The sequence below is a fragment of the Methylobacterium sp. V23 genome (genome assembly GCF_002917135.1).
Lineage (GTDB): Bacteria > Pseudomonadota > Alphaproteobacteria > Rhizobiales > Beijerinckiaceae > Methylobacterium.
The window spans coordinates 172,971-193,865 of sequence record NZ_PDHT01000006.1 but is presented as its reverse complement, the minus strand read 5'-3'; the positions used below and the strand labels follow the sequence as shown (position 1 = coordinate 193,865).

Genomic DNA, 20,895 nt, shown 5'->3' with positions numbered 1-20,895 from the left:
AGGCGCTCCCGGCTCTCGTCGATGCGTCGCAGGCCCTGCCATTCCATCCCCTTCCAGGCCGCGGCCCTGCCGCTGGTCCCGCATCGCCGTCTCGTCCCGGGGCCTTTCGGGGCCCCATCCCTTGATCGCCAGAGTACCGGTCCGGGGGCAGTGCAGCAACCGTGGCGGGCCCCGCCACCCCCAGGCACAGTGACGGTTGCGCGGTTCGCCGCAGGGGCGGCCCCGCCAGGGCTTTCCGCAAGCGGGCAGGGAACCCGGCTTTGGCTGGCGCCTTGTCCTTGCGTCGCAGGCTTCCTAACTTTGTAACCATCGCTCCATGGCCGGCTCATTCCGGGTAGCGCACCCGCCCATTTTTCCAGGACTGCTCGCCAGCCCTGTCCGCGGGTGCCGCTTCGATCTCACATCCCATCCGACGACCCTGCGCCTCGGGTGCCCGCGCGCGCTTACGCGGGTACCGGGCAGCCGATGGCAGGCAAAACAACGCTTCAGGAGAACAGCACCATGAGCACGGGCACCGTGAAATGGTTCAATGAGACCAAGGGTTATGGCTTCATCCAGCCGGATGACGGCGGCAAGGACGTGTTCGTTCACATCTCCGCCGTGGAGCGCGCCGGGATGCGCAACCTGATCGAAGGTCAGAAGGTCTCCTACGAGATCGAGAACGACCGCCGCACCGGCAAGCAGTCGGCCGGCAACCTCCAGGCCGCCTGATCGCGGTCCGCCGGTCCGGGTCGCCCCGTTCGGGCGCCCCTGACCGGCCCGACGAGGCCCGAATGCTGAGGCCTCGTTTCAACAACCTGTCAGAAGCCGCTTTCCGACGGGCGGCTTCTGTTGATTCCCGGCAGGCAGTCGGGCATGGGGCTGTTGCAGTGCAAGACTAGCTGAAAACCGGTTTTTTCACGGCCCCATGCCGCGCGTGCTCCACGCCGGATGCGGGCGACTCACCACATGAGAAAGGTCAGATGGGCGCCTTCGACTATCGGAATTTCGACGACCGCCGTAAGAACTCCCTCAGCGCCAAGCAGATGCTGCTGGAAAAATTCAAGGCCCGTCCTCCGGCCGACGACCCGGAGATGATCGCCAAGGCGCAGGCCCGCGCCGAGGTCGCCCGCGCCCGAGACGAGCGCGCCCGTGAGCGCGAGGCTGCCCGGATTGCCGCCGAGAAGGCCGCAGCGGAAGCCAAGCGTGCCCGTGAGGAAGCCGAGCTCGCTGCGCAGATCGCACGCGAAGAGGCCGAGGCCCTGGCCGCGTCCGAGGCGAAGGCCGCCGAGCTCGCCGCCAAGAAGGCGGCCCGCGATGCCCGCTACGCGGCCCGCAAGGCCAAGGCACGTCGCTGACGGGCTGGACGGGCCGCTTCGGCAGAGCCCGGACCCGGACGGAACAGCACCGAACATGAAAAAGGGCCGACGCGGTGCGTCGGCCCTTTCTCGTTGGACGATCAGGCGTATGGGACGATCGGGCGAACCCGGTGTGTCCTCAGGCCTCGGAGCGCGTCTCGGACTCGCCGTCCTCGCCCTCGTGGCCCTCAGCGGCGTCTTGACCCTCGGCGGAGTCTTGAGCCTCGTTGTGAGCCTCGGCCGGCTCTGCCGTCTCCTCTTCAGGACGCGGGCCTGCCTTGAAGGTGCGACGCGGCGCGTTTCCGCGCTTCATCTGGACCGGCTTCTCGATTGCACCCAGGCGCTCGGACAGGAGCTTCGCGCGCTCGTTGAAATCATTGGTCGATCGCGACTGCGACGCACCGCTCTTGAACGCATTTGCCACTTGGGCCTCATGGGGTTGCCCAGGGCACGGAGTCGTGCGGGGTTGGCTCCGTGTAGCACGGTTGGGGCCCCGCGTCGGCTTTTATCTTCACGGCGCTGAGAGGACGCGCCGCGGCTCAGAAGCGCGCCGTCAGGAAAAGTCGGACGTTGCGGCCAGGCAGCAGGACCTCGTCCTTCTTGAACGAGGCCGAGTTGCGGATGTCGTCGTCGAGCAGGTTGCGGCCCTGCAGCCCGAGGGTGACTTCGCTCGCGCCGTAGAGGGCCGGATCGACGGCCTTGGTGTAGCTCACCTCGGCGCGCAGGTCGTTCCAGCCGGGCGTGACCGTCTCGAACGGGGCGATCTCCACGTGGTCGAAGGCGTGCAGCAGGTTCACCCGGGCGAACCAGCCATCGGTCGCCAGGAACACGCCGCCGCCCAGGCGATGGGGGGGAATGCGCGGCACGTAGGCGCCGTTGTCGAACTGCGCGCGGACGAAATCGTACTGCGCCTCGAGGCCGGCCCAGCCGTTGCCCACCGGGATCACGTCGAGCTGCGCGGCGATCTCGGCGCCGTAGAAGGTGGCGTTCTGCTGCGAGTAGACGATCTGCCGAAGCTCATCCCCGCCGCCGCAGGAGGCGAAGTCGTCGTCGCAGCGGTTGCCGGTGTCGCGCTTGTAGATGAAGCCGGTATAGCGGGTGTAGTAGCCGGTCGCGTCGAGGCGCAGCGGGCCCTGCGCCCGGCGGATGCTCATCTCCACCGTGCGGGCGCGCTCGAGCTTCAGCCGCGGATCGCCGATCTCGAAGGTCGCGGTCGCGTCGTGCGGTCCCTGCGAGAACAGCTCGTAGGCCGTGGGCGCCCGCTCCACGTAGGAGCCGTTCACGCTCGCCACGAAGCCGTAGGGCAGGTCCTGCAGGGCGCCGAAGCTCGCGCTCTTGGGGGCGAACCGCCGCTTCAGGGCGAAGGAGGCCGGGTCCTGCCCCTCGACCGGCAGGTAGTCGCTCGGAAACTCGACCGCGGTGCTGGAGGAGCGGGTACCCTCGATGCGGCCCGCCGCCTGGAAGCGCAGGCCGTGGCCGACATCGAGCTGCTCGAAGAGGTAGACCGCGTTCGAGCGCGATTCCGTCGGCGGCAGGAAGCTCTCGCCCTGCGTGTTGAGCACGCGCCGTCCGGTCTGCACGCCGAGGGCGCCGGTGAGCGTGCCGAGCGCGCTGAAGACCGGCACGTGCTGGGCCTCGATGCGGCCCTCGGCCTCCCGGCTCTTGAAGGTGGCCTGGATGCCGTCGATCCCGGTCTCGCCGATGCCGCGCTCGTCGTGCCGGTAGACCGAGCCGCCGGCCCAGAACCGGATCACCTCGAGGGGACCGTCGAGCGGACGGTACTCGCCGCGGGCGACCACCCGGTCCTGGCGCGGGTCGAGGCGGGTCCGGCTCTCGGCCGCTTCCCCGCCGGGGATCTGGTAGAGCGCATCGTAGTGGCTGAAAGAGATGCCGAGGAAGCTGCGGTCGCCGATGGCCGAGATGCCGACGGAGCCGCCCTGGGATTCGGTGGCCGAGTTGCGCTGGATCCCGCCCGGAACGGCGTAGCTGTCCGTGGCGCTGCGGAAGCCGTCGGCATGGACCGCGATGCCGTCCTTGCCGGCATCCACGGTCGCGGCGCCGAGGCGCCCGTTGTCGACGCTGGAGAAACCGGTCGTGACCTGACCCGAGACCCCGTTCGCCGGGATGAAGGTCGGGACGCGGTTGTTCTCGGCCGAGACGACGCCGCCGATCGCCCCGGAGCCGTAGCGCAGGGTGGCGGGTCCGCGGATCACCTCGATCCGGTCGCTGACCAGGGGGTTCACCGGGACGGTGTGGTCCTCGCCGAGGTCCGACACGCCGTTGTTGATGACGCCGTTCTCCTGGATGCGCACGCGGGCATTGTCGAGGCCGCGGATGATGGGCCGGCTGGCGGCGCCGGGCGCGTAGGTCGAGGAGGAGATGCCCGGGCGGTCGAACAGGGCGTCCCCAAGGGTCCGCGGCTGGTCACGGGCGATCTGCTGCTGCGTCACCACGGTGACGGGCGAGTAGGTGCTGGTCACCACCGGGAGCACGCCCACCGGGAACGACGCGCCGGGCTCGCCCGCGCCGCCGCCTGCCCCGCGAACGGGCTGGATCGGGCTCGGCGAGGTGACGCTGAGCTCGTCCAAGGTTGCCTGGGCCTGCTGCGCCGCGCCGGCATTCGCCCCGAGACCGGCCCCCGCCAGGGCCGCGCCGGCCCACACCATCCGCGATCGCCGCACCCGCTCACCCCATCACTCAATGTTATAATGTTTCATGATACGGATGTTATTGTATGACAAGCGCTGTTCGCGGCCGGGCCCCGCTTCGCGCCCGCCTGTGGCCCGGGCGCATCACCGCTGTTCGTCGGCGTCGCAGAGGATCGCGGGCGTGGCCGCATCTCGAACCGCGTCTCCGTACCGCGCGGGCGACGCGGAACCCTGTGCGGGCTGGGCACATTGCGCAAGCATGTCCGACTTGAACCATCACGACCGGCCGAGCGCCGACGGGCGGCGCGCCGCCGGGGGCCTGCGGGTCACCGTCGACCTGAACCTCTGCCAGGCCTACGCCCAGTGCTGCTACGCGGCGCCCGACCACTTCGTCCTGAAGGGCCGCGAGGCCCTGCACTACGACCCGGCCCCCTCGGCCGCCGCCCGCGACGACATCGAGCGCGCCCGGATCGCCTGTCCGGTCCAGGCCATCCGCGTCGAGGATGCCGGGGCCGACCCGCGATGAGCGACGCCGAGACGCGGGTCGTGGTGGTGGGGGCCTCGCTGGCCGGCCTGCGCGGCGCCGAGAGCCTGCGGCAGGCGGGCTTCCGCGGTCCCCTGACCATCATCGGGGCCGAGCCCCATCGCCCCTACGACCGGCCGCCCCTCTCGAAGGCGGTGCTGACGGGCGAGGTCGCGGCCGACGCCACGACGCTGCCGAGCCGCGTCGACCTGGAGGCCGACTGGCGCTTCGGCGACCCGGCCACGGGCCTCGACCGCACCCGGCGGACCGTGAGCCTCGCGAGCGGCGAGGCGGTGCCCTACGACCGGCTGCTCATCGCCACCGGGGCCTCGGCGCGGGCCTGGCCGAACCCCGCCGAGGCGACGCTCGCCGGGGTGCATACCCTGCGCGGTCGCGACGAGGCCGAGGCCCTGCGGCGCGACCTCGCCGCCGGCCCGGCCCACGTGGTCATCATCGGCGGCGGCTTCATCGGCTGCGAGGTCGCCGCCTCGGCCCGGGCCCTCGACCTCAGCGTCACCCTGGTGGAAACCGGCCCGACCCTGCTCGCCAAGGTGCTCGGGCAGCATCTGGGCTCCGTGGTGGAGGCCCTGCATGCCAGCCTCGGCACCACCATCCGCAGCGGCGTGAAGGTGGCGGCCCTGGAGGATGACGGCGCCAGCCGCGTGGCGCGGGTCCGTCTCGCCGACGGCACGGTCCTGCCGGCCGACGTCGTGGTGGTGGCCCTCGGCGCCGTGCGCAACACCGGCTGGCTCGCCGGCTCGGGCCTCGCGTTCGACGAAGGCGGGATCGACTGCGACGCGCAGGGCTACGTCCTCGACGAGTCCGAGCGGCCCGACACGCGAATCGCGGCCGCCGGCGATGTCGCGCGGTTTCCGCACCCGCTCTATCCCGGCCACCGCATCGCCCTGGAACATTGGGGCCACGCCGTGGCGCAGGGCCAGCATGCCGGCCGGCTCCTCGCGGGCCGTGCGCCGGAGCCCTACCGCGCGGTGCCGGCCTTCTGGTCAAGCCAGGGCGGCATCACCATCAAGTCGGTGGGCCTAACCACGGGCGCCGACGGCTTCGTCGTGGCCCGGGGCAGCCTGAAGGCGGGACGCTTCGTGGCGGTCTACGGCCAGGCGGGCCGCTGCATCGCCGCCGTGGCCTTCGATTGCGGCCGCTGGCTCCCGACCTATGCCGAGCACATCGCCGCGGGGGCGCCGTTCCCGCCGGAGACCGGCGGCGTCGATGCCGGCCCCTTCACGGTGCTGCCGCCGGCCTTCCCAGACCCTGCCCACAAGGACGAGGCATGAGCGACCACACCCTGTTCGCGCAGATCAAGGACGAGGCCGCCCGGCCGGATCCGTACCCGCTCTTCGCCCGCCTGCGGGAATGCCCCGTCTCGCGCCAGGAGGACGGCACCTACGTGGCCGCCTCCCACGCGGCGATCGCGAGCCTGCTGCACGACCCGCGGGTCAGCTCCGAGACCCTGCCGCCGGCCGACCGGCCGAAAACCGGCAATCCGCTCAAGGACTGGTTGGTGAAGCCGGTGCGCGACCACATCACCGACACCCACCGGCCCTTCATCTTCCGCGATCCACCGGACCACGACGACCTGCGCGCCGCCGTGATGCAGCAGTTCACGCCGCAGCGGGTCCAGGCCCTGCGGGCCCGCTCGCACATCCTCGTGGACGAGATCCTCGACAAGCTCGGCGATGCGACGGCCATCGATATCGTCGACGACCTCGCCTATCCGCTCCCCGTCACGGTGATCTGCGAACTCCTCGGCATCCCGCCGGCGGACGAGGCGCAGTTTCACGGCTGGGCGACGCAGCTCGCCACGGCCCTCGAACCCGACACCCTGCAGGACGACGACCTGCGCGCCGAGAACAGCCGCACCTTCGATGCGATCTCGGAGTACATGCAGGGCCTGATCGCGCAGAAGCGCAAGGACCCGCAGGACGACATGCTGTCGGGTCTCGCCACCGAAAGCGTCGACGGCCGCGGACGCATGAGCGACTTCGACCTCATCGCCACCGCGATCCTGATGCTGGTGGCCGGCCACGAGACCACGGTGAACCTCATCACCAGCGGCATGCTGACCCTGCTCCGCCACCCGGACGAGCTGCGGCGCCTGCGCGAGGACCCGGCCCGTGCGCCCCGGGTCGTCGAGGAGCTGCTGCGCTACGAGCCCCCGGTCCAGTTCCGCACCCGCAAGACCCTGTGCCCGATCAGCCAGAACGGCGTCACCATCCCGGAAGGTGCCCCCCTGGTGCTGCTGCTGGCCTCCGGCAACCGCGATCCCGCGGTCTATGCCGAGCCCGACCGCTTCGATCCCGACCGGGCCGACAACCGCCATCTCGGCTTCGGCGGCAGCCTGCATTACTGCGTCGGCGCACCCCTGGCCCGCTTCGAGGTCGAGGCCGCCCTGGTGGCGCTGGCCCAGCGCCTGAAGAACCCCCGCCTCTCGATCGATCCGCCGCCCTACCGGCCCGGCTCCGCCCTGCGCGGTCCCAAGCACCTGCGCCTCGTCATCGACGGGATCGCGCCCCGGGCATCGTCCGCAGGCTAAGAACCAATTTAGTCCAGTCGATTGGGAGCCATGAGCCAGAATGCTGCAGACTTTTCGCAACAAATACTGTGTTCTTAACCGGGATTTATAGGTTGTCTTGAAGAGTCGGCGTCGCAACACATCTGTTCGAGACGCCATCATGAAGTTCGGTATCCGCAGGCGCCTGTATGCCGGTTTCGGCACGTTGATGCTCCTCACGGCCGGGATCGGTGGAGCGGCCCAGTACCAGTTCGAGGATCTTCTCGGCCGGTTCGAGCAACGCAATCGGATCGAACTCAACACGCGGAACATCATCACCGTCGTGGGTTTGACCGATCGCTTCGCGGCCCAGGCGCTCGAGTACAAGAGCTCGGCGAAGCCCGAGACCTTGACGACACTCGAAGAGACCCGCCGCCGGATCGTCGGCATCAGCACGAGCGTCACGAACAACACGATTTCCGAGGAGCGCCGGAAGCTCTACGCCGAACTGCGCGACCGGGGCGAGGATCTGCGGGAGGACGTCGTCCGCTTCGGCACCAGCAGCGCCACCGTGGCCACGGCCCGCACGCGCCTGTTCGGGGGCGGAAACGAACTGACCCGCCTGACCGGCGCCCTGATCGCGGAGATCCGGTCGAAGGGGAACGAGGCACAGCTCAGCCAAGCCCAGGCGGTCGAGAGTGCGATGCTTCTGGTGCGGGTGGCCGGTTGGCGCTTCCTGGCCACGATGGACCCCAGTGGGCCGGCCACCTTCGCGGAGAACAACCGCAAGGCGGCCGCCGCCGCCAAGGCCCTGCGCGAGCTCGATCCCGCCCGGCAATTCGGCGTCGCGCTGAAGCTGGCCGACGATGCCCTCCAGGTCTACGGCACGGCCTTCCAGGACGCCGCGAAGGCCCTGGAGGAGAGCCGCGTGGTGTTCGAGGATGACATCAAGCCGAAGCTGGCGACCATCCTGTCCATCGCCGCCAAGGCACAGGCCATGGCCGAGGCGCGGATGGGCGAGATTTCGGCGGCGACCCAGGCCAGCGTGCAGGGCAGCGAGCGCCTGCAGCAGGGCCTCATCGCCCTGGCGCTGATCCTGAGCGGCACGCTGGCCTTCCTGATCGCCCGCAGCCTGATCCGGCCCATCGCCGGAATGACGGAGGCCATGACCCGCCTGGCCGCGGGGGAAACCGCGATCACGGTGCCGTCACAGGATGCGACCGACGAGATCGGTGCGATGGCCCAGGCCGTCGAGGTCTTCCGCCAGAATGCCATCGCCCGCATCGAACTGGAGGCGCAGCAAGTCGCGGAGCGCTCCGCCCGCCAGCGCCGCGCCGACCGCGTCGACGACCTGGTCAAAGGGTTCGAGCGCACGATCGGCGGGGCCATCGGCATCGTCACCTCGGCCGCCACCGAACTCGACGCCACCGCCCGCTCCATGACGGGCGTGGCCGACGCGACCAGCCACCAGGCACAGGCCTCCCGGACGGCGGCCGAAGAGACCTCCGCCAACGTCCAGACGGTCGCCTCGGCGGCCGAGGAAATGGTCGCCTCCCTGCGCGAGATCGAGCGCCAGGTGCAGCAGTCGAACACGGTGGCGGCCACGGCCACCCGGGAAGCCCAGGCCACCGACGTGGCGATGGCCTCCCTGTCGGCGGCGGCCGAGCAGATCGGCGACGCCGTGACGATGATCTCCAGCATCGCGGGCCAGACCAACCTGCTCGCCCTCAACGCCACGATCGAGGCGGCGCGGGCCGGCGAGGCCGGCCGGGGCTTCGCGGTGGTGGCCACGGAGGTCAAGGAACTGGCCAGCCAGACGGCGCGGGCCACGGGCGAGATCGGTGAACACATCGCGGCGATCCAGCAGGCGACCGCCCAGGCCGTCACGGCGATCCGGCAGATCAGCCAGACCATCGGGTCGGTCAACACCATCACGGAGACCATCACGGCGACCGTGATCGAGCAGACGGCGGCGACCGGGGAAATCTCCCGCAACGCCATCGCGGCCGCGCGCGGCACCCAGGACGTCTCGGTGAACGTGGCCGAGGTCCTGGCCTCGGCCGGCGAGACCGGCAGCGCCGCCCAGCAGGTGATGATGGCGGCCGGCGAGCTCTCGACCCAGGCCGTGGCCGTGCAGCGCGAGGTCGAGGTCTTCCTCGACGCCATCCGGGCCGCCTGATTGCAGCCGGGCGCGGCGGCGGGGTGGTTCGTCCCGCGGCCGCGCCCTTGCGCGGCCCCCCGCGGACCCCGAAGGCGGCGCCGCGTCCGGGGCGTCTCGGCTCAGGCCCGGACGTCGAGCGTGCCCATCATGCCGAGCTCCTCGTGTTCGAGGATGTGGCAATGGTACATCCGCGGCCCCGGGAGATCCTGGCGCAGGCGGATGCGGACCGTTTCGCCGACCGCGACGTTGACGGTGTCCTTCCAGCACCGGATGGCCGGCGTCCGGATCGCACCGGCCTTGGCGATGTCCACGACCTGGAACTGGGTTCCGTGGATGTGGAACGGATGGTCCATGTCCGACCCGTTGACGATGGACCACGACTCGAGCTGGCCGACCTTCGAGACCTCGTCGATGCGTCCCATCGCGAAGCTCCGGCCATTGATCAGGAAGCGCATGCCCTTGCCGCCGGGCGGTGTGGACGGGCTGGGCGCGGACCGCGCCGTCGCGCCCATGTCCATACCTGCCATGCCTTCCATGCCGTCCGGCCTTCCCATGCCGGCCATGCCTCCTGTGTCTCGCATGCCCTTCATGTCCTGCATGCCCTTCGGGTCCTGCAGGCCGTGGGAGCCTTCCATGCCACCCCCGCGCGACATGGCTTCCGTGAAGACGAGGCGCCGGGAGACGACCGGCTCGCCGAGCGCTACGACCCGCCTCAGGACCTGCGGCAGGGGCGGGGGGGCAGCGGCCGCTCGTCCCGAGACCCGGGCCGTGAGTAGGACCAGTCCGGCCTCCTTCGGTTCGTCCGGCCCCATCCAGCCCCGGGCATAGGCGCGCGTCGTCAGCCGGGCCTCCCCGGGCCGGTCGAAGGCGACGATGAGTTCCACGCGCTCGCCCGGCACGATCATCACCTCGTCCACCGCAACCGGGGTCTCGACGAGGCCGCCATCAGTGCCGACGAGGAGCATGCGCGCGCCCGCGAAGCCGAGGCGCAGGTACCGGGCATTCGTCGCGTTGACGAGGCGGATGCGGCGCTTCTCTCCCGGCGCCACGGACAGGATCGGGTTCTTCTGTCCGTTGACCAGCACATGGTCGCCGACGCGGCCGTTCATGGCGTCGGCCATGGTGCTCGGGGGCATCGTTCCATCGGCGGCGATGCGCAGATCGGTGAACATCAGGAGGGTGTCGCCGTAGGCGGCCGGAATGGGATCGACCTTCGGCTTGACCAGGAACACGCCCGCGAGGCCGCGATAGACCTGCTCGGCCGTGAAATTGTGCGGGTGCGGATGAAACAAGTAGGTCGCGGCGCTGCCTTCGGGGAGATCGAAGGCGTAGAGGCGCTCGTCGCCCGAGGCGACCGGATTCATGGGATTGCCGTCCTGATCGGACGGGACCGGCATCCCGTGCCAGTGGATCGTGGAGGGCTGCCCGGGAATGCCGTTCCGGAACCGGATCGCGATGCGGTCGCCTTCCGTTGCCTCGATCACGGGCTCGACGCCGCCATAGAGCAGGACGGGCGTCGCGAGCCCCTCGGCGTAGCGCACCACGCCCGGGCCCGCCGTGATCGTCGCGCTGAAGCGACCGGGCACGGTCGACTCGTTCGGCAGGCGCGGCAGGTCGCGCAAGGGTTGCCCCTGCGGCAGGACGGGCACCGCCGGCTTCGGGGATGGAGGGGCGCCTTCGCCCGCCATCGTGCCCATGTCGTGCATCATCTGCGCCGAGGCCGATCGGGAGCCGATCAGCCCCGCGAGAGTCGCTACGAATGTCCGCCGCCGCATCCTGAACCTTTCGCCCGGTCGTCGAGCCGACCTCCGAGCGGGCTTTATCAGAATATCTCCAAGCGGCGCCATCCTGAAATCTGCCGAGACCCAATCTCGATCAATAGAGACACGATCGACATGCGCCAGTCTTCGTCGCAATAGTTTGGAGCGCTCGACGACGTCGGACGGCAACTGAGGCGCGTCGGTGCCACGCAGACGGATCGCCTCAAGTCGTCGGCGCGTCGTCGATCGGTCATGCCGCCCCGAACACCATCGAGGCACCAGACTCACTTGGGGGCGAACGCGCCTTTCACGGCGCGAGGACCTGCGACCGCGACGCGAGACGCGACCGATACCGTCGATTTCGGAAACGGATCTTCTCGCCGTCACGGCCGAGGACGCGCGGCGCGCGGCCCCTGCGAGCGGGTCTCAGCAGCTTGGATGAACCCGGCGCGCGCCCGGACCTCGCGACCCGGTGTCGAGAGGCCGCGCAAGCCTAGCCGCCCGCGACGACGACGAGGCGCTGGACCTCGCCGCGCAGGTAGGCCTGCAGGAACCTGTCGTAGTCCCGGAAGGAGACGCAGCCGTTCGAGGCGCCGCTCGCGCCCAGCATGTAGGTGTGGGCGAGGAGACCGACCCGGCCGTGGATGGTCTCGGGGCCGCCGACGGGGGTGAGACGCAGGGCGCGCACGCCGTGGAACGGCTGCTCGCGCTCACGGATGTCGTAGGTGCCGAGGGGCGTCGGCCCCTTCATCCGGACGTGGACGTGGCCGGGATTGTCCATGCTCTCCCCCAGCCCCGAATGCGCCTCGAGCTTCTCCCCGTTCGGCAGGGTCACGACCCTGGCGCGGATGTCGTAGACCGCGACGCCGCCGGTCGGGCTGGTCGGCACGGCGCTGAGGGCGCGCCGGAAGACGTTGTCGACCGGTTTCGTCTCCAGGGCCGCGTAGGCGAGCCGCGGCGGCTCGGGGCTCTCGACCCCGAACAGCTTCTCGATGAAGGAGCGGTTGTCCTCCGGCGGCGGTGCCACCGCAGCGGCGGTCCGGGCGGGCGCCGTGCGCGCCGCCCGTGCGGCGAGGCGCCCGGCGCGGAATTCCGGGGGCCGCGGCACCGGCAGCGGCACCCAGCGTGCCACCAGGGCAGGCGGTGCGGCCGGCGTCTCCGCCGCGGTCGTGGCTGCGGTCTCGGGCCTGGTCTCGGGCGTGATCTCGGCGGCGGGCGCTGCGGCCTCGGCGACGCTCCCGGGCGAGGGGTCGCTCGACGCCGCGGGAACCGGGTCGTCGGATCGCAGGCCGGCGACCGCCGAGGCGGGGGACGCGTCGGGACCGACGGGTTCGGACACCGTATGGGCCATCGGCGTCACACGGAGGGGGCTCTCGGCTGGGGCACGGGTCCAGGCAACGAACCCCGCAGCACCGCCCCCGAGGAGGAGGACCGCGATCCCGAGGCCGCGGGCGGCGCGCCCCGGTCCGACCGACAGGGAACGCTCGGCAGCTTCAGCCATGGTCGATCCATCCCTGCATGGGCCGGCGCACGTGCCGGGCCTTCGTTCCGGGCCCGTCCGGGCGCGGGTGACGGGCACGAGACCGCGCTGTCCGTCACGGGGCTATCCCACTCGGTCGGCTCGGCGTTTCTGAGGCAGGATTGTGCCGAAACTGGACAACGTCTTGCGGCCTGGAACGCTCTACTGATGGGATCTGCCCGACGGCAGGCGCGAGACTGTCGAACCCGTGTCGCCACATTTCCGTCCGGGCCGCGATTGTCTGCGCGGTTCGTCGCGTGTCGCGCCGGGATCCGAATCGGCCCGGCGGGACAGGGGCGGGTGGCCGCGCGGCCCGCTGGTGAGACGGGCCGAGGGCTCGGACCCGGGCCCTGAGGCACGAACGCCACACCCGCCGCCAAACATCGCGTGGTCCCGGCAAATCCCGCACCGCCGGACGCCGGTGCCTTGCCGCCAGCGCAATTGCCGGTGACGCAGGCCGAAACGTGAAGCTCCCGGGCTCCGCGCCCGCTCCCATTCGGAACCTGACATCGATGCCGCGTTCGCTCCTGTCGACAGTCGCCGTCCTCGCGCTCGCCGCCAGCCTCGGCGCCTGCGCCTCGCAGCGCCTCGAGGGGCCCAGCCGCAGCCGGATCGCCCCCGGACCCCAGGCGGCCCTGGAGCCGGTCGTCCCCGCCATGCCGTCCGGCCCGGTCACCTCGGAGCCGCTGGCCCCGCCTCCGGGCGCCACCGCGGCCCCGTCCGACCTGCCGCCTCCGGTGGGCGTCAACGTCGCCGTCGCCCCGTCGACCCCGGTCATCGCCCCGGAGGCGCCCCCCGTCGCTCCGGCCCCGCCGCCGGTGGTGGCGAGCGGCCGCTCGTCCGTCGTCGGGTCCTGGAATGCCAAGGACGCCACCGGAGCGAGCTGCAAGGTCTCCTTGTCGAGCGCCCCGGCCCTGGACCTCTACAAGGCCAGCGCCTCCGGCTGCCCGAACAAGGACCTCTCCAAGGTCACGGCCTGGGACTACCGCGACGGCGAGGTCTACCTCTACCAGCCCGGCGGGACCGTCGCGGCCCGGCTGCGCCAGGGCGGCGGGGCTCTCGATGGTGCGCTGTCGAAATCCGGCGCGTCGCTCGCGATGGTGCGTTGAGAACCGCGCGACCTCGACACGACCCTCTCGGTATACCGCGAGCGGACATCGGGTCTGCGCGTCACGGATTGACGCGCAGCCCGAGCAGGAACGTGTTGGCGTGGAAGCTCGAACCGGCCGAGGTGCTGTCGAGGCGCTGGTAGATGTAGCTCCCCCGCATCGCCAGCCAGCGGTTGAAGCGATAGTCGATCCGCGCCGTCGCCGAGAATCCGCGCTCGGTGATGTTCACCCGGTCATAGTCGTTCGACAGGTAGCTGATGCCGCCGGTCAGCGAGAGATTGCGCAGCAGGTCGTGCTGAACTTCCAGCGTCGCGGTCTGTGTCAGGACACCGCTCGATCCGGGCACCGACGTCTCGATCACCCCCGTCGCACCATTCAGGCGGACCGTGGTGAGCGGGCTCGCGCTCCAGATCAGCGCCGCCGTGATGACGGGCGCCGTCAGATCGCGCAGAGCCGGGTCGACGTAGCTGCGATGCTGAAGACCCGCCGAGATTTCGCCGGTGACGAAGCGCGTCAGCGCAAAGGTCGCGCCGCCCGAGAGCGTGATGCCATCGGAATCGCGTCGTATTCCCGATGAGTCGACGCGCAGATCGTAGACCCGCGTGTCGGCCAGGACATCGACGAAGGGCGTGATGACGGGCGAGATCTCGTATCCGGCCCGAAGTTGCAGGCCATACTGATTCAGGTTGCGATCGCTCTGGCGCAGGATGGTGCCATCGGAGAGCTGTGCATCCTCGAACTCGGAGCGGTCGAGCAATCCCCGCAGCGACACCTGGACCCGGTTGAAGCGCTCTGTGACGCCGATCGTCGTGCCATAGCTCGCGATCAGCGGTCGGGTTGCCGTGGCGGCCGCCAGGTCCGGCGTGCCAGTGCGTTGTGTTTCCAGGAGAAATCGGCCTTCGACATCGATCCGGGTATCGCGGTTCGCGTCGATCCGCAGCCGGGTCACGCCCGCTCCGTTGGGACGACTGGCCCCCTGATTGTCCGGATAATCGACGTAGCCGCCCCGCAAATCACCGGTGAGCTCGCTCGACGACCAGTCGCTCCGAAAGCTCAATTCGCCGTCCGTCCGCAGCGCCAGCGACGGCTTGGCCAGCCGATTGGTGATCTGGTCGGGGTTGGTGTCGTAGCCGATGCTCTGCTGGATCGCAGGCAGGATCGTGAAGGTCCCGACCTTGATCCCGAGCGGGGCGTAGGCCTCGTCGATCGTGATCGGCCGCCGCAGCGCCGTCGAGAGAAAGAAGCCCGGCGTCTGGACGCCGGCAAGCGGCAGCACCGTCGGCAGCGGGACGCCGCTCACGGCACTGCGCACCACCGGCGTCAGACGTAGATCGTACGAGGGAACTTGCGTGATCGAGCGGACCGGCCGGACCGTGGCGTTCCCGAAACGCCGGGGCGGGATCGCCCGGAGCCGCAGAAGATTCGTGAGCCCGCGATTGTTGGGTCCATTCGTTCCGCCGGAGGCGAGGGCGCTCCCGGACCGGCTTCCGGCCAGGGCACGCGTGGCCAGCCCCCCGTTGCCGGCCGTCTCTCCGCCGGTCGCAGAGCCGTTGCTGTTCAGGACGCCGCTGCCCGAGACGGCGCTGCCTCGCAGGCCCGCGCTCAGCGGCTGGACATCGCCCACGGCCGGCGTTCCAAGGGCATTATCAGGGGCACCGGATGGGAGAGCCTGAGCCTCGGCGTAGGACGGGAGCGTGAGAGCCGCGATTAGAGCAAAGCCGCGAAGGCCTTGGCTGCGCCATCCTGCAATCGGCCCTGCGCGTGTCACGGATCGACGTCTTTCCGCTGACCTGAACGCCGATATCGGCGCTTCGAGACATGGACCGCCTGCGGATGCGCGAGGCGGACGACGCCAGATCACCTCCCAACGGAAGACGCCCCGACCTCATGGTTAACAGGCCTACAACCGGCACGGTTAATGGGGCGTCAACGGTGCCGGATGATATCTGGAGGGGCGGGGGAGTCGCCATCCGACCACAATCGGTCTTCATAGGCAGGCGACCGTGGCGGCTCACGCGCACGCGATCTTACCAGAAGGATACGGGCCGGTATGGCTCCAGCAGACAGCGCCCAGGCCTTGCGCCCCGCCTTCATCCCCTCGGACTCGACGCTCTCGCCGGCCGTCGCGTCTGCCCTGCGGACGATCGAGACGGAACGTGACGGACTCGCCTGCTTGATGGAATCCATCGGCAACGGGCTCGGCGCGGCGTTCACCGATGCGGTGTCGCGCATCGCCCGCGCCAAAGGTCGCGCCATTCTCACGGGCATGGGCAAATCGGGCCATATCGGGCGCAAGATTGCTGCGACACTGGCCTCGACGGGGACGCCCGCCCTGTACGTTCATCCCGCCGAGGCGAGCCACGGCGATCTGGGCATGATCCAGCCCGAGGACGTCGTGGTGGCATTGTCCTGGTCAGGTGAAACGACGGAGCTTGCCGATATCATCGGCTACGCCCGTCGCTACCGCGTCGGCCTGATCGCCATCACGTCCAACAGCACATCGACGCTCGGCCGCGAAGCCGACATCTGCCTGACCCTCCCCAAGGCGCGCGAGGCCTGCCCGAACGGTTTGGCGCCCACGACGTCCACGGCAATGCAGCTCGCCCTCGGCGACGCGCTTTCCATTGCGCTCCTCGAAGCGCGCGGGTTCTCCGCCCGGGAATTCAGCATCTACCACCCAGGCGGGCGCCTCGGCGCCTCGCTGCGTCAGGTTCGCGAAGTGATGCATACTGGGTCTCAGCTTCCCGTGGTCCCATGCGGAACTCCGATGCGCGCGGCCATCGCCGAGATCGATGCGAAAGGGTTTGGCTCGGTGGTCGTCGTAGACGCCGATGGACGCCTCGCGGGTATTCTCACGGACGGCGATCTGCGCCGCAACGTCTTCCGCACGGATCTCGATAGCCTCGCGGTCGAGGCGTTGATGAGCGGCAAGCCAAGGACGGTAGCCCCCGAAACGTTGCTGGCGAAGGCTCTGGAAATCCAGGAATCGATGAAGATCACGGCGCTGATCGTCGTCGAGGACGATCGCCCCGTCGGGCTCGTGCACTATCACGATCTGCTCCGCTCGGGCGTCGCCTGAGTCTTTAGAGGCGGCAATCGAGCCAGCGCTGGACCGGTTTCCAGCCGGGGATCCACTTGGCTCGCCACCGCGCCGCGTCCTCGGCAGCATCGCGAGCGTCGAGGCTGTCGAAGGCCCCGGCGCGCTCCAGCATCTCGGTGGCGACCGCCTGGGGGTCTGGGATCGACCAGCCGAAATGGAATCCCGGCTCCTCTCCGATCGTACTCCCAGGAACGAAGTAGTACCGCGCCTGCGTGCCATTGAGCGCATCCAGCAGCGGAAAGTTGGCGTGAACCGGGGGTGTCCAATTCAAGGCCAGGATCCGACGGTTCGGGGCTGCGAAGACGGCCGTGTGAAACGCCGAACCTGCCGTTCCAAGAACCATTGTCCGCTCCGAAAACAGTCGAACCAGTTCGGGAAACCGCAGGGTCTCCGGGAAGACGATGTCCACCCCCTGCCGCGCCAGAGCCTCGCACAGCGCATCCTCGTTGCGCAGCCGTGAGATCCCCGATCCCAATCTCGCTTTCGACAGGTAGATCGGCCGCGTTTCCCGGTCGACGGCGGCCGGTTCGTAGAATGCTTCGCCGGTATAGTGCGTCAGCGAGCCGTAGATCGCATGGGTGAAGTCCTGCTCCTTCACGCTCGGCTCCGGAACCAGCAGCTTTGGAATGCGGGTCACGTTCTGGAAGGTGACGAGGTCTTCGACGGTCAGATCGAAGCGGGCGAGAATATCGGCGAGGAACGGTAGAGTCGCCCATTCCGCGTGCAGCGCATCCAGCGGCCCTTCCGCGTAGCAGACGAGACGCGGCTTCGGCCCCATCCAGGAGAGGAGAGGCCAGAGGCGCGCGAAAGTGCCGAGAAGGAAATGGCCGTAATGAGTAATGAGTGGACCGATGAAGAGCATCGGGCGATCGTCCGCCTCGTCGACGACGTCCGTGAGCATCGGATTGGCGCCGAATTCGATGATGGTCCCATCAGCATCGCACAGTGCCCAGCTCCCGTCCGGAGTCGCCGGCTGGTAAACGGCGTTGGTGACTGTACGCAGCCCTGGAAGTGAATCGCGCTGTTCGGTGCGGCCCCATACGGTGCGACAGCGCTGCAGCTTGGCCCTCACGCGTGGACAAGCCCTTCGAGATGGAATCGCAAGATCTTCATTCCGTTGATTTTGTTTTCGGTGGTGTGTGCGTGAGTGGAAGTGGCAGCGGCTGTGGCAGGAACCAACGTTTCCAGCGTGGCCTTTCGGCTGGGTCCAAGGGCACCTATAGTTTCCTCCGCATGTCCACGCCACCTCGCCCCGTCCGTCGCCTCGATCCGATCCTCGTCGACCGTATCGCCGCCGGCGAAGTCGTCGAGCGGCCCGCCTCGGCGGTCAAGGAACTCGTTGAGAACGCTATCGATGCCGGCGCACGCAGCATCGAAGTCACGATCGAAGGAGGCGGACGACGCTTAATCCGTGTGGTCGATGATGGGGCCGGCATGGATGCGGATGATCTAGCGCTTGCAGTTGAGCGGCATGCCACCTCAAAGCTCCCGAGCGGGGATCTTACCTGCATCGAAACGTTGGGCTTTCGCGGCGAGGCCTTGCCCTCGATCGGCGCGGTCGCCCGCCTGACCCTTACCAGCCGTACGGCCGAGGCCGAGACTGGCGTAACCCTCACGGTAGATGCAGGCATCAAGGGCGAGGTCCGCCCAGCACCCAGCGCGCGCGGCACGCGGATCGAGGTTTCCGATCTCTTCGCTGCCACTCCTGCACGGCTGAAATTTCTCAAGTCCGACCGGGCCGAAGCCGCAGCGATCGGCGATATCCTGCGCCGGCTCGCAGTCGCGCAGCCCCAAATCCGGCTCGTGCTGCGATCCGAAAGCGGAACTCCGCTGGTTTTCCCGGCCGAGACAGAGACAGGTTCTTCCGCGACGCTCCGCCGGCTGACCGGCGTCTTCGGCGCCGAATTCGGATCGAATTCGCTGGCCCTCGAGATGGCCCGCGAGGGCTTCGGGCTTGCGGGTCATATCGGCCTGCCGAGCTTCCATCGAGGCGCTGCCAGCCAGATCCACTTCACAGTCAATGGCCGCCCGGTTCGTGACCGCCTCCTGCTCGGCGCAGTCAGGGGCGCCTATGCCGATACGATGAGTTCCGACCGCCATCCGGTCCTGGCGCTGGCAATCCTGTGCGACCCAGCGCTGGTGGACGTCAACGTACACCCAGCCAAGACCGAAGTACGCTTTCGCGATCCTGGTCTGGTCCGGAGCCTGATCGTCAGCGCGATCCACGAGACGCTGCGCCAAGCCGGTCTGCGTGGCTCCACCACGGGCACCACCCGTACGCTGGACGCGTTGCGGCCAACGGGTCTTGCCGTTCATTCCGGCACCAGTGCCTACCCGATCCCCTCGCCGAACCTACCGCGCGCGCTGCCGTCCGTCGCCGCGCCCTATGCCTATCGCCAGGCGGTTCCGCGGTCGCCAGCGTTCACAGGTCTGGCCGAGGCTCATCAGGCCCGCTTTGAACACGATTTTGCGCCCCCGGCAGCGGATCTGCGCCCGGCTCCGGAGCCAGTGGAGGAACAGGATCACCCCCTCGGAGCCGCGCGGGCGCAGTTGCATGAAACCTACATCGTCGCCCAGACAGTCGACGGTCTCGTCCTCGTTGATCAGCATGCCGCACATGAGCGCCTGGTCTACGAGCGCCTGAAACGCGAACGCGCCCGGGGCGGCATCGCCCGCCAAGGCTTGCTGATTCCGGACGTGGTAGAGCTGGCACCCGGCGAGGCGGAGCGCCTCGTGGCCGCGGCCCCCGATCTCGACCGGCTGGGCCTGACGCTCGAGCCGTTCGGCTCGGGCGCGGTCCTGGTACGGGAGGTGCCGGCCGCTCTCGCCAACGCCTCGATCCGAAACCTCGTCACCGATATCCTCGATGCGCTCAGCCAGAGCGGTCTCGAAGACGAGAGCCCCGACGGCACCGACGAAGGTGCAGGCCCCCTCGGACGCCGCCTGGACGCGATCCTGTCGCGGATGAGTTGTCACGGCTCGATCCGCGCGGGCCGGCGCCTGCGCCCGGAGGAAATGAACGCACTCCTGCGCGAGATGGAAGCGACGCCGCTTGCCGGCACCTGCAACCATGGCCGCCCGACCTTCGTAGAGCTGAAGCTCCACGACATCGAGCGGCTCTTCGGACGGCGCTAGGCCGCAGGCAGGTTCGAGGCGGCCTTCAGAGCAGCGTCGAGGGCCTTTTGACGGGCGTCCGGACCGAGCGCGATGCCCTCGGCGACGATGATCTCCGGATTCGTGATGCCGATGAAGCCCAGGACCACGCGCAGGTAGGTCTCAGCATGCTCCGCCGCCGCGTTCGGTGTTCCGGCTCCATAGAGACCACCCCGGGCAACGGCGACGATGACCCGCTTCTGCGGAACAAGGCCCACAGCACCGCTCTCGGTGTACTTGAAGGTCTGGCCGGCCACGAGGATGCGATCGATCCAGGCCTTGAGCTGCGACGAAATCGTGAAGTTATACAACGGCGCGCCGATCACCACGATGTCGGCGGCGAGGAACTCGGCGAGGACGGTCCGGCCGAGCTCGACATCGTTCTGGATGTCGGGTGTGTTCGTCGCATTCGGCTGGTGGCCTGCCAGGTAGGCGCCCGAAAGGTGCGGAATCGGTGTGGCGGCGAGATCGCGATAAGTGACATCAAGATCCGGTGTCCCCGCCTTCAAATGCGTGACGATCGCGGCCGAAACCGCGCGGCTGACCGAATGCTCACCCAGAATGCTTCCGTCGACGTGCAGGAGTTTCATCTTCGATTCCCGGTATCAGAAGTGTACCGAGGCGGTATAGAGGACCAGACGCGCTTACGCGCAAGGAGGCACATTCGTGGAACCGGGGCACAACGAGGGAACCGAGACGCGTACACCGCACAACCTGGGCGATTGCCGCGTCGTCGGCACGGTCCTGTCGCGGATCGGCGACAAGTGGACCATCCTCGTGGTGATGATGCTGACGGATGGACCGCGGCGCTTCAACGAGTTGAAGCGACTGGTCGGCGGCGTGTCCCAGCGGATGCTGACCTTCACGCTCCGGGGTCTCGAGCGCGACGGCCTCGTCTCCCGGACCGTGTATCCCACCGTTCCGCCGCGGGTGGAATACGCACTCACGGATCTCGGACGATCCCTGCAGGATCCCGTCCAGGCCCTGGGAGCTTGGGCATTCTCGAATCTTCCAGCGATCCAGGAAGCGCGCAGTCGCTTCGATGAAGCCTCGCCGACGTGAAATCGGGATGAGAG

The 20,895-nt window shown here is 69.1% G+C and carries 17 protein-coding genes; 10 read left to right on the top strand and 7 right to left on the bottom strand.

Going from position 1 to position 20,895, the window contains the following annotated elements; translation table 11 throughout:
• Positions 1-501: 501 nt before the first annotated feature.
• Both CRT23_RS08515 and CRT23_RS08510 read left to right on the top strand, forming a co-directional pair.
• Complete coding sequence (locus CRT23_RS08515) at positions 502-711, top strand: cold-shock protein (protein ID WP_055952791.1); 210 nt, start codon at positions 502-504, stop codon at positions 709-711.
• A gap of 251 nt (positions 712-962) precedes the next feature.
• Positions 963-1,337, top strand: coding sequence for a DUF6481 family protein (locus tag CRT23_RS08510; RefSeq protein WP_055952794.1), 375 nt, complete (start codon positions 963-965; stop codon positions 1,335-1,337).
• Between the two features lie 139 nt (positions 1,338-1,476).
• Here the strand turns inward: CRT23_RS08510 and CRT23_RS08505 are convergent, their stop codons facing one another.
• Positions 1,477-1,761, bottom strand: coding sequence for a hypothetical protein (locus tag CRT23_RS08505; protein ID WP_103709338.1), 285 nt, complete (start codon positions 1,759-1,761; stop codon positions 1,477-1,479).
• A 115-nt stretch (positions 1,762-1,876) separates the two neighbouring features.
• The gene (locus tag CRT23_RS08500) at positions 1,877-4,003 is read right to left on the bottom strand and encodes a TonB-dependent receptor (protein ID WP_103709337.1); all 2,127 of its coding nucleotides are present in this window, start codon (positions 4,001-4,003) and stop codon (positions 1,877-1,879) included.
• A gap of 241 nt (positions 4,004-4,244) precedes the next feature.
• Between CRT23_RS08500 and CRT23_RS08495 the strand changes: the two genes are divergently transcribed.
• The 4 genes from CRT23_RS08495 (at position 4,245) to CRT23_RS08480 (ending at position 9,196) form a co-directional block, all read left to right on the top strand.
• On the top strand, positions 4,245-4,511 hold the full coding sequence (locus CRT23_RS08495; protein WP_055952804.1) for a ferredoxin: 267 nt from the start codon (positions 4,245-4,247) through the stop codon (positions 4,509-4,511).
• The gene (locus tag CRT23_RS08490) at positions 4,508-5,800 is read left to right on the top strand and encodes an FAD/NAD(P)-binding oxidoreductase (protein WP_103709336.1); all 1,293 of its coding nucleotides are present in this window, start codon (positions 4,508-4,510) and stop codon (positions 5,798-5,800) included. Before CRT23_RS08495 ends, CRT23_RS08490 begins: the two co-directional genes overlap by 4 nt.
• On the top strand, positions 5,797-7,059 hold the full coding sequence (locus CRT23_RS08485) for a cytochrome P450 (RefSeq protein ID WP_103709335.1): 1,263 nt from the start codon (positions 5,797-5,799) through the stop codon (positions 7,057-7,059). The genes CRT23_RS08490 and CRT23_RS08485 overlap by 4 nt, the downstream gene beginning before the upstream one ends.
• Before the next feature lie 139 nt (positions 7,060-7,198).
• Positions 7,199-9,196, top strand: coding sequence for a HAMP domain-containing methyl-accepting chemotaxis protein (locus CRT23_RS08480; RefSeq protein ID WP_103709334.1), 1,998 nt, complete (start codon positions 7,199-7,201; stop codon positions 9,194-9,196).
• A gap of 101 nt (positions 9,197-9,297) precedes the next feature.
• Here the strand turns inward: CRT23_RS08480 and CRT23_RS08475 are convergent, their stop codons facing one another.
• The gene (locus CRT23_RS08475; protein WP_103709333.1) at positions 9,298-10,953 is read right to left on the bottom strand and encodes a multicopper oxidase domain-containing protein; all 1,656 of its coding nucleotides are present in this window, start codon (positions 10,951-10,953) and stop codon (positions 9,298-9,300) included.
• A gap of 478 nt (positions 10,954-11,431) precedes the next feature.
• Positions 11,432-12,439 carry a DUF2778 domain-containing protein gene (locus CRT23_RS08470; protein WP_245436061.1) on the bottom strand — a complete coding sequence of 336 codons (1,008 nt, stop codon included), beginning with the start codon at positions 12,437-12,439 and terminating at the stop codon, positions 11,432-11,434.
• Positions 12,440-12,969: 530 nt separating this feature from the next.
• Between CRT23_RS08470 and CRT23_RS08465 the strand changes: the two genes are divergently transcribed.
• Complete coding sequence (locus tag CRT23_RS08465; RefSeq protein WP_103709332.1) at positions 12,970-13,566, top strand: AprI/Inh family metalloprotease inhibitor; 597 nt, start codon at positions 12,970-12,972, stop codon at positions 13,564-13,566.
• Between the two features lie 61 nt (positions 13,567-13,627).
• Here the strand turns inward: CRT23_RS08465 and CRT23_RS08460 are convergent, their stop codons facing one another.
• Positions 13,628-15,190 (bottom strand): outer membrane beta-barrel protein, encoded by a 1,563-nt coding sequence (locus CRT23_RS08460; RefSeq protein WP_245436059.1) that lies wholly within the window; start codon positions 15,188-15,190, stop codon positions 13,628-13,630.
• A 426-nt stretch (positions 15,191-15,616) separates the two neighbouring features.
• On the opposite strand from CRT23_RS08460, the gene CRT23_RS08455 reads away from it, so the two are divergent.
• The gene (locus CRT23_RS08455; protein WP_103709330.1) at positions 15,617-16,645 is read left to right on the top strand and encodes a KpsF/GutQ family sugar-phosphate isomerase; all 1,029 of its coding nucleotides are present in this window, start codon (positions 15,617-15,619) and stop codon (positions 16,643-16,645) included.
• Positions 16,646-16,649: 4 nt separating this feature from the next.
• Here CRT23_RS08455 and CRT23_RS08450 read toward each other — a convergent pair whose 3' ends face one another.
• Positions 16,650-17,738 (bottom strand): glycosyltransferase family 61 protein, encoded by a 1,089-nt coding sequence (locus CRT23_RS08450; protein ID WP_146056349.1) that lies wholly within the window; start codon positions 17,736-17,738, stop codon positions 16,650-16,652.
• Between the two features lie 161 nt (positions 17,739-17,899).
• Here CRT23_RS08450 and mutL point away from each other — a divergent pair, with 161 nt between their 5' ends.
• Positions 17,900-19,801, top strand: a complete 1,902-nt coding sequence (gene mutL / locus CRT23_RS08445; RefSeq protein WP_103709328.1) for a DNA mismatch repair endonuclease MutL — start codon at positions 17,900-17,902, stop codon at positions 19,799-19,801.
• On the opposite strand, the gene CRT23_RS08440 is transcribed toward mutL, so the two are convergent.
• Positions 19,798-20,409, bottom strand: a complete 612-nt coding sequence (locus CRT23_RS08440; protein ID WP_103709327.1) for an FMN-dependent NADH-azoreductase — start codon at positions 20,407-20,409, stop codon at positions 19,798-19,800. The genes mutL and CRT23_RS08440 overlap by 4 nt on opposite strands.
• Positions 20,410-20,485: 76 nt before the next feature.
• Here CRT23_RS08440 and CRT23_RS08435 point away from each other — a divergent pair, with 76 nt between their 5' ends.
• On the top strand, positions 20,486-20,881 hold the full coding sequence (locus tag CRT23_RS08435; protein ID WP_055952830.1) for a helix-turn-helix domain-containing protein: 396 nt from the start codon (positions 20,486-20,488) through the stop codon (positions 20,879-20,881).
• Positions 20,882-20,895 lie beyond the last annotated feature (14 nt).

Coding starts and splice junctions, on each gene's coding strand:
- CRT23_RS08515 (WP_055952791.1), top strand. CDS start 502: ATGAGCACGGGCACCGTGAAATGGTTCAATGAGACCAAGGGTTATGGC.
- CRT23_RS08510 (WP_055952794.1), top strand. CDS start 963: ATGGGCGCCTTCGACTATCGGAATTTCGACGACCGCCGTAAGAACTCC.
- CRT23_RS08500 (WP_103709337.1), bottom strand. CDS start 4,003: ATGGTGTGGGCCGGCGCGGCCCTGGCGGGGGCCGGTCTCGGGGCGAAT.
- CRT23_RS08495 (WP_055952804.1), top strand. CDS start 4,245: ATGTCCGACTTGAACCATCACGACCGGCCGAGCGCCGACGGGCGGCGC.
- CRT23_RS08490 (WP_103709336.1), top strand. CDS start 4,508: ATGAGCGACGCCGAGACGCGGGTCGTGGTGGTGGGGGCCTCGCTGGCC.
- CRT23_RS08485 (WP_103709335.1), top strand. CDS start 5,797: ATGAGCGACCACACCCTGTTCGCGCAGATCAAGGACGAGGCCGCCCGG.
- CRT23_RS08480 (WP_103709334.1), top strand. CDS start 7,199: ATGAAGTTCGGTATCCGCAGGCGCCTGTATGCCGGTTTCGGCACGTTG.
- CRT23_RS08475 (WP_103709333.1), bottom strand. CDS start 10,953: ATGCGGCGGCGGACATTCGTAGCGACTCTCGCGGGGCTGATCGGCTCC.
- CRT23_RS08470 (WP_245436061.1), bottom strand. CDS start 12,439: ATGGCTGAAGCTGCCGAGCGTTCCCTGTCGGTCGGACCGGGGCGCGCC.
- CRT23_RS08465 (WP_103709332.1), top strand. CDS start 12,970: ATGCCGCGTTCGCTCCTGTCGACAGTCGCCGTCCTCGCGCTCGCCGCC.
- CRT23_RS08455 (WP_103709330.1), top strand. CDS start 15,617: ATGGCTCCAGCAGACAGCGCCCAGGCCTTGCGCCCCGCCTTCATCCCC.
- mutL (WP_103709328.1), top strand. CDS start 17,900: ATGTCCACGCCACCTCGCCCCGTCCGTCGCCTCGATCCGATCCTCGTC.
- CRT23_RS08440 (WP_103709327.1), bottom strand. CDS start 20,409: ATGAAACTCCTGCACGTCGACGGAAGCATTCTGGGTGAGCATTCGGTC.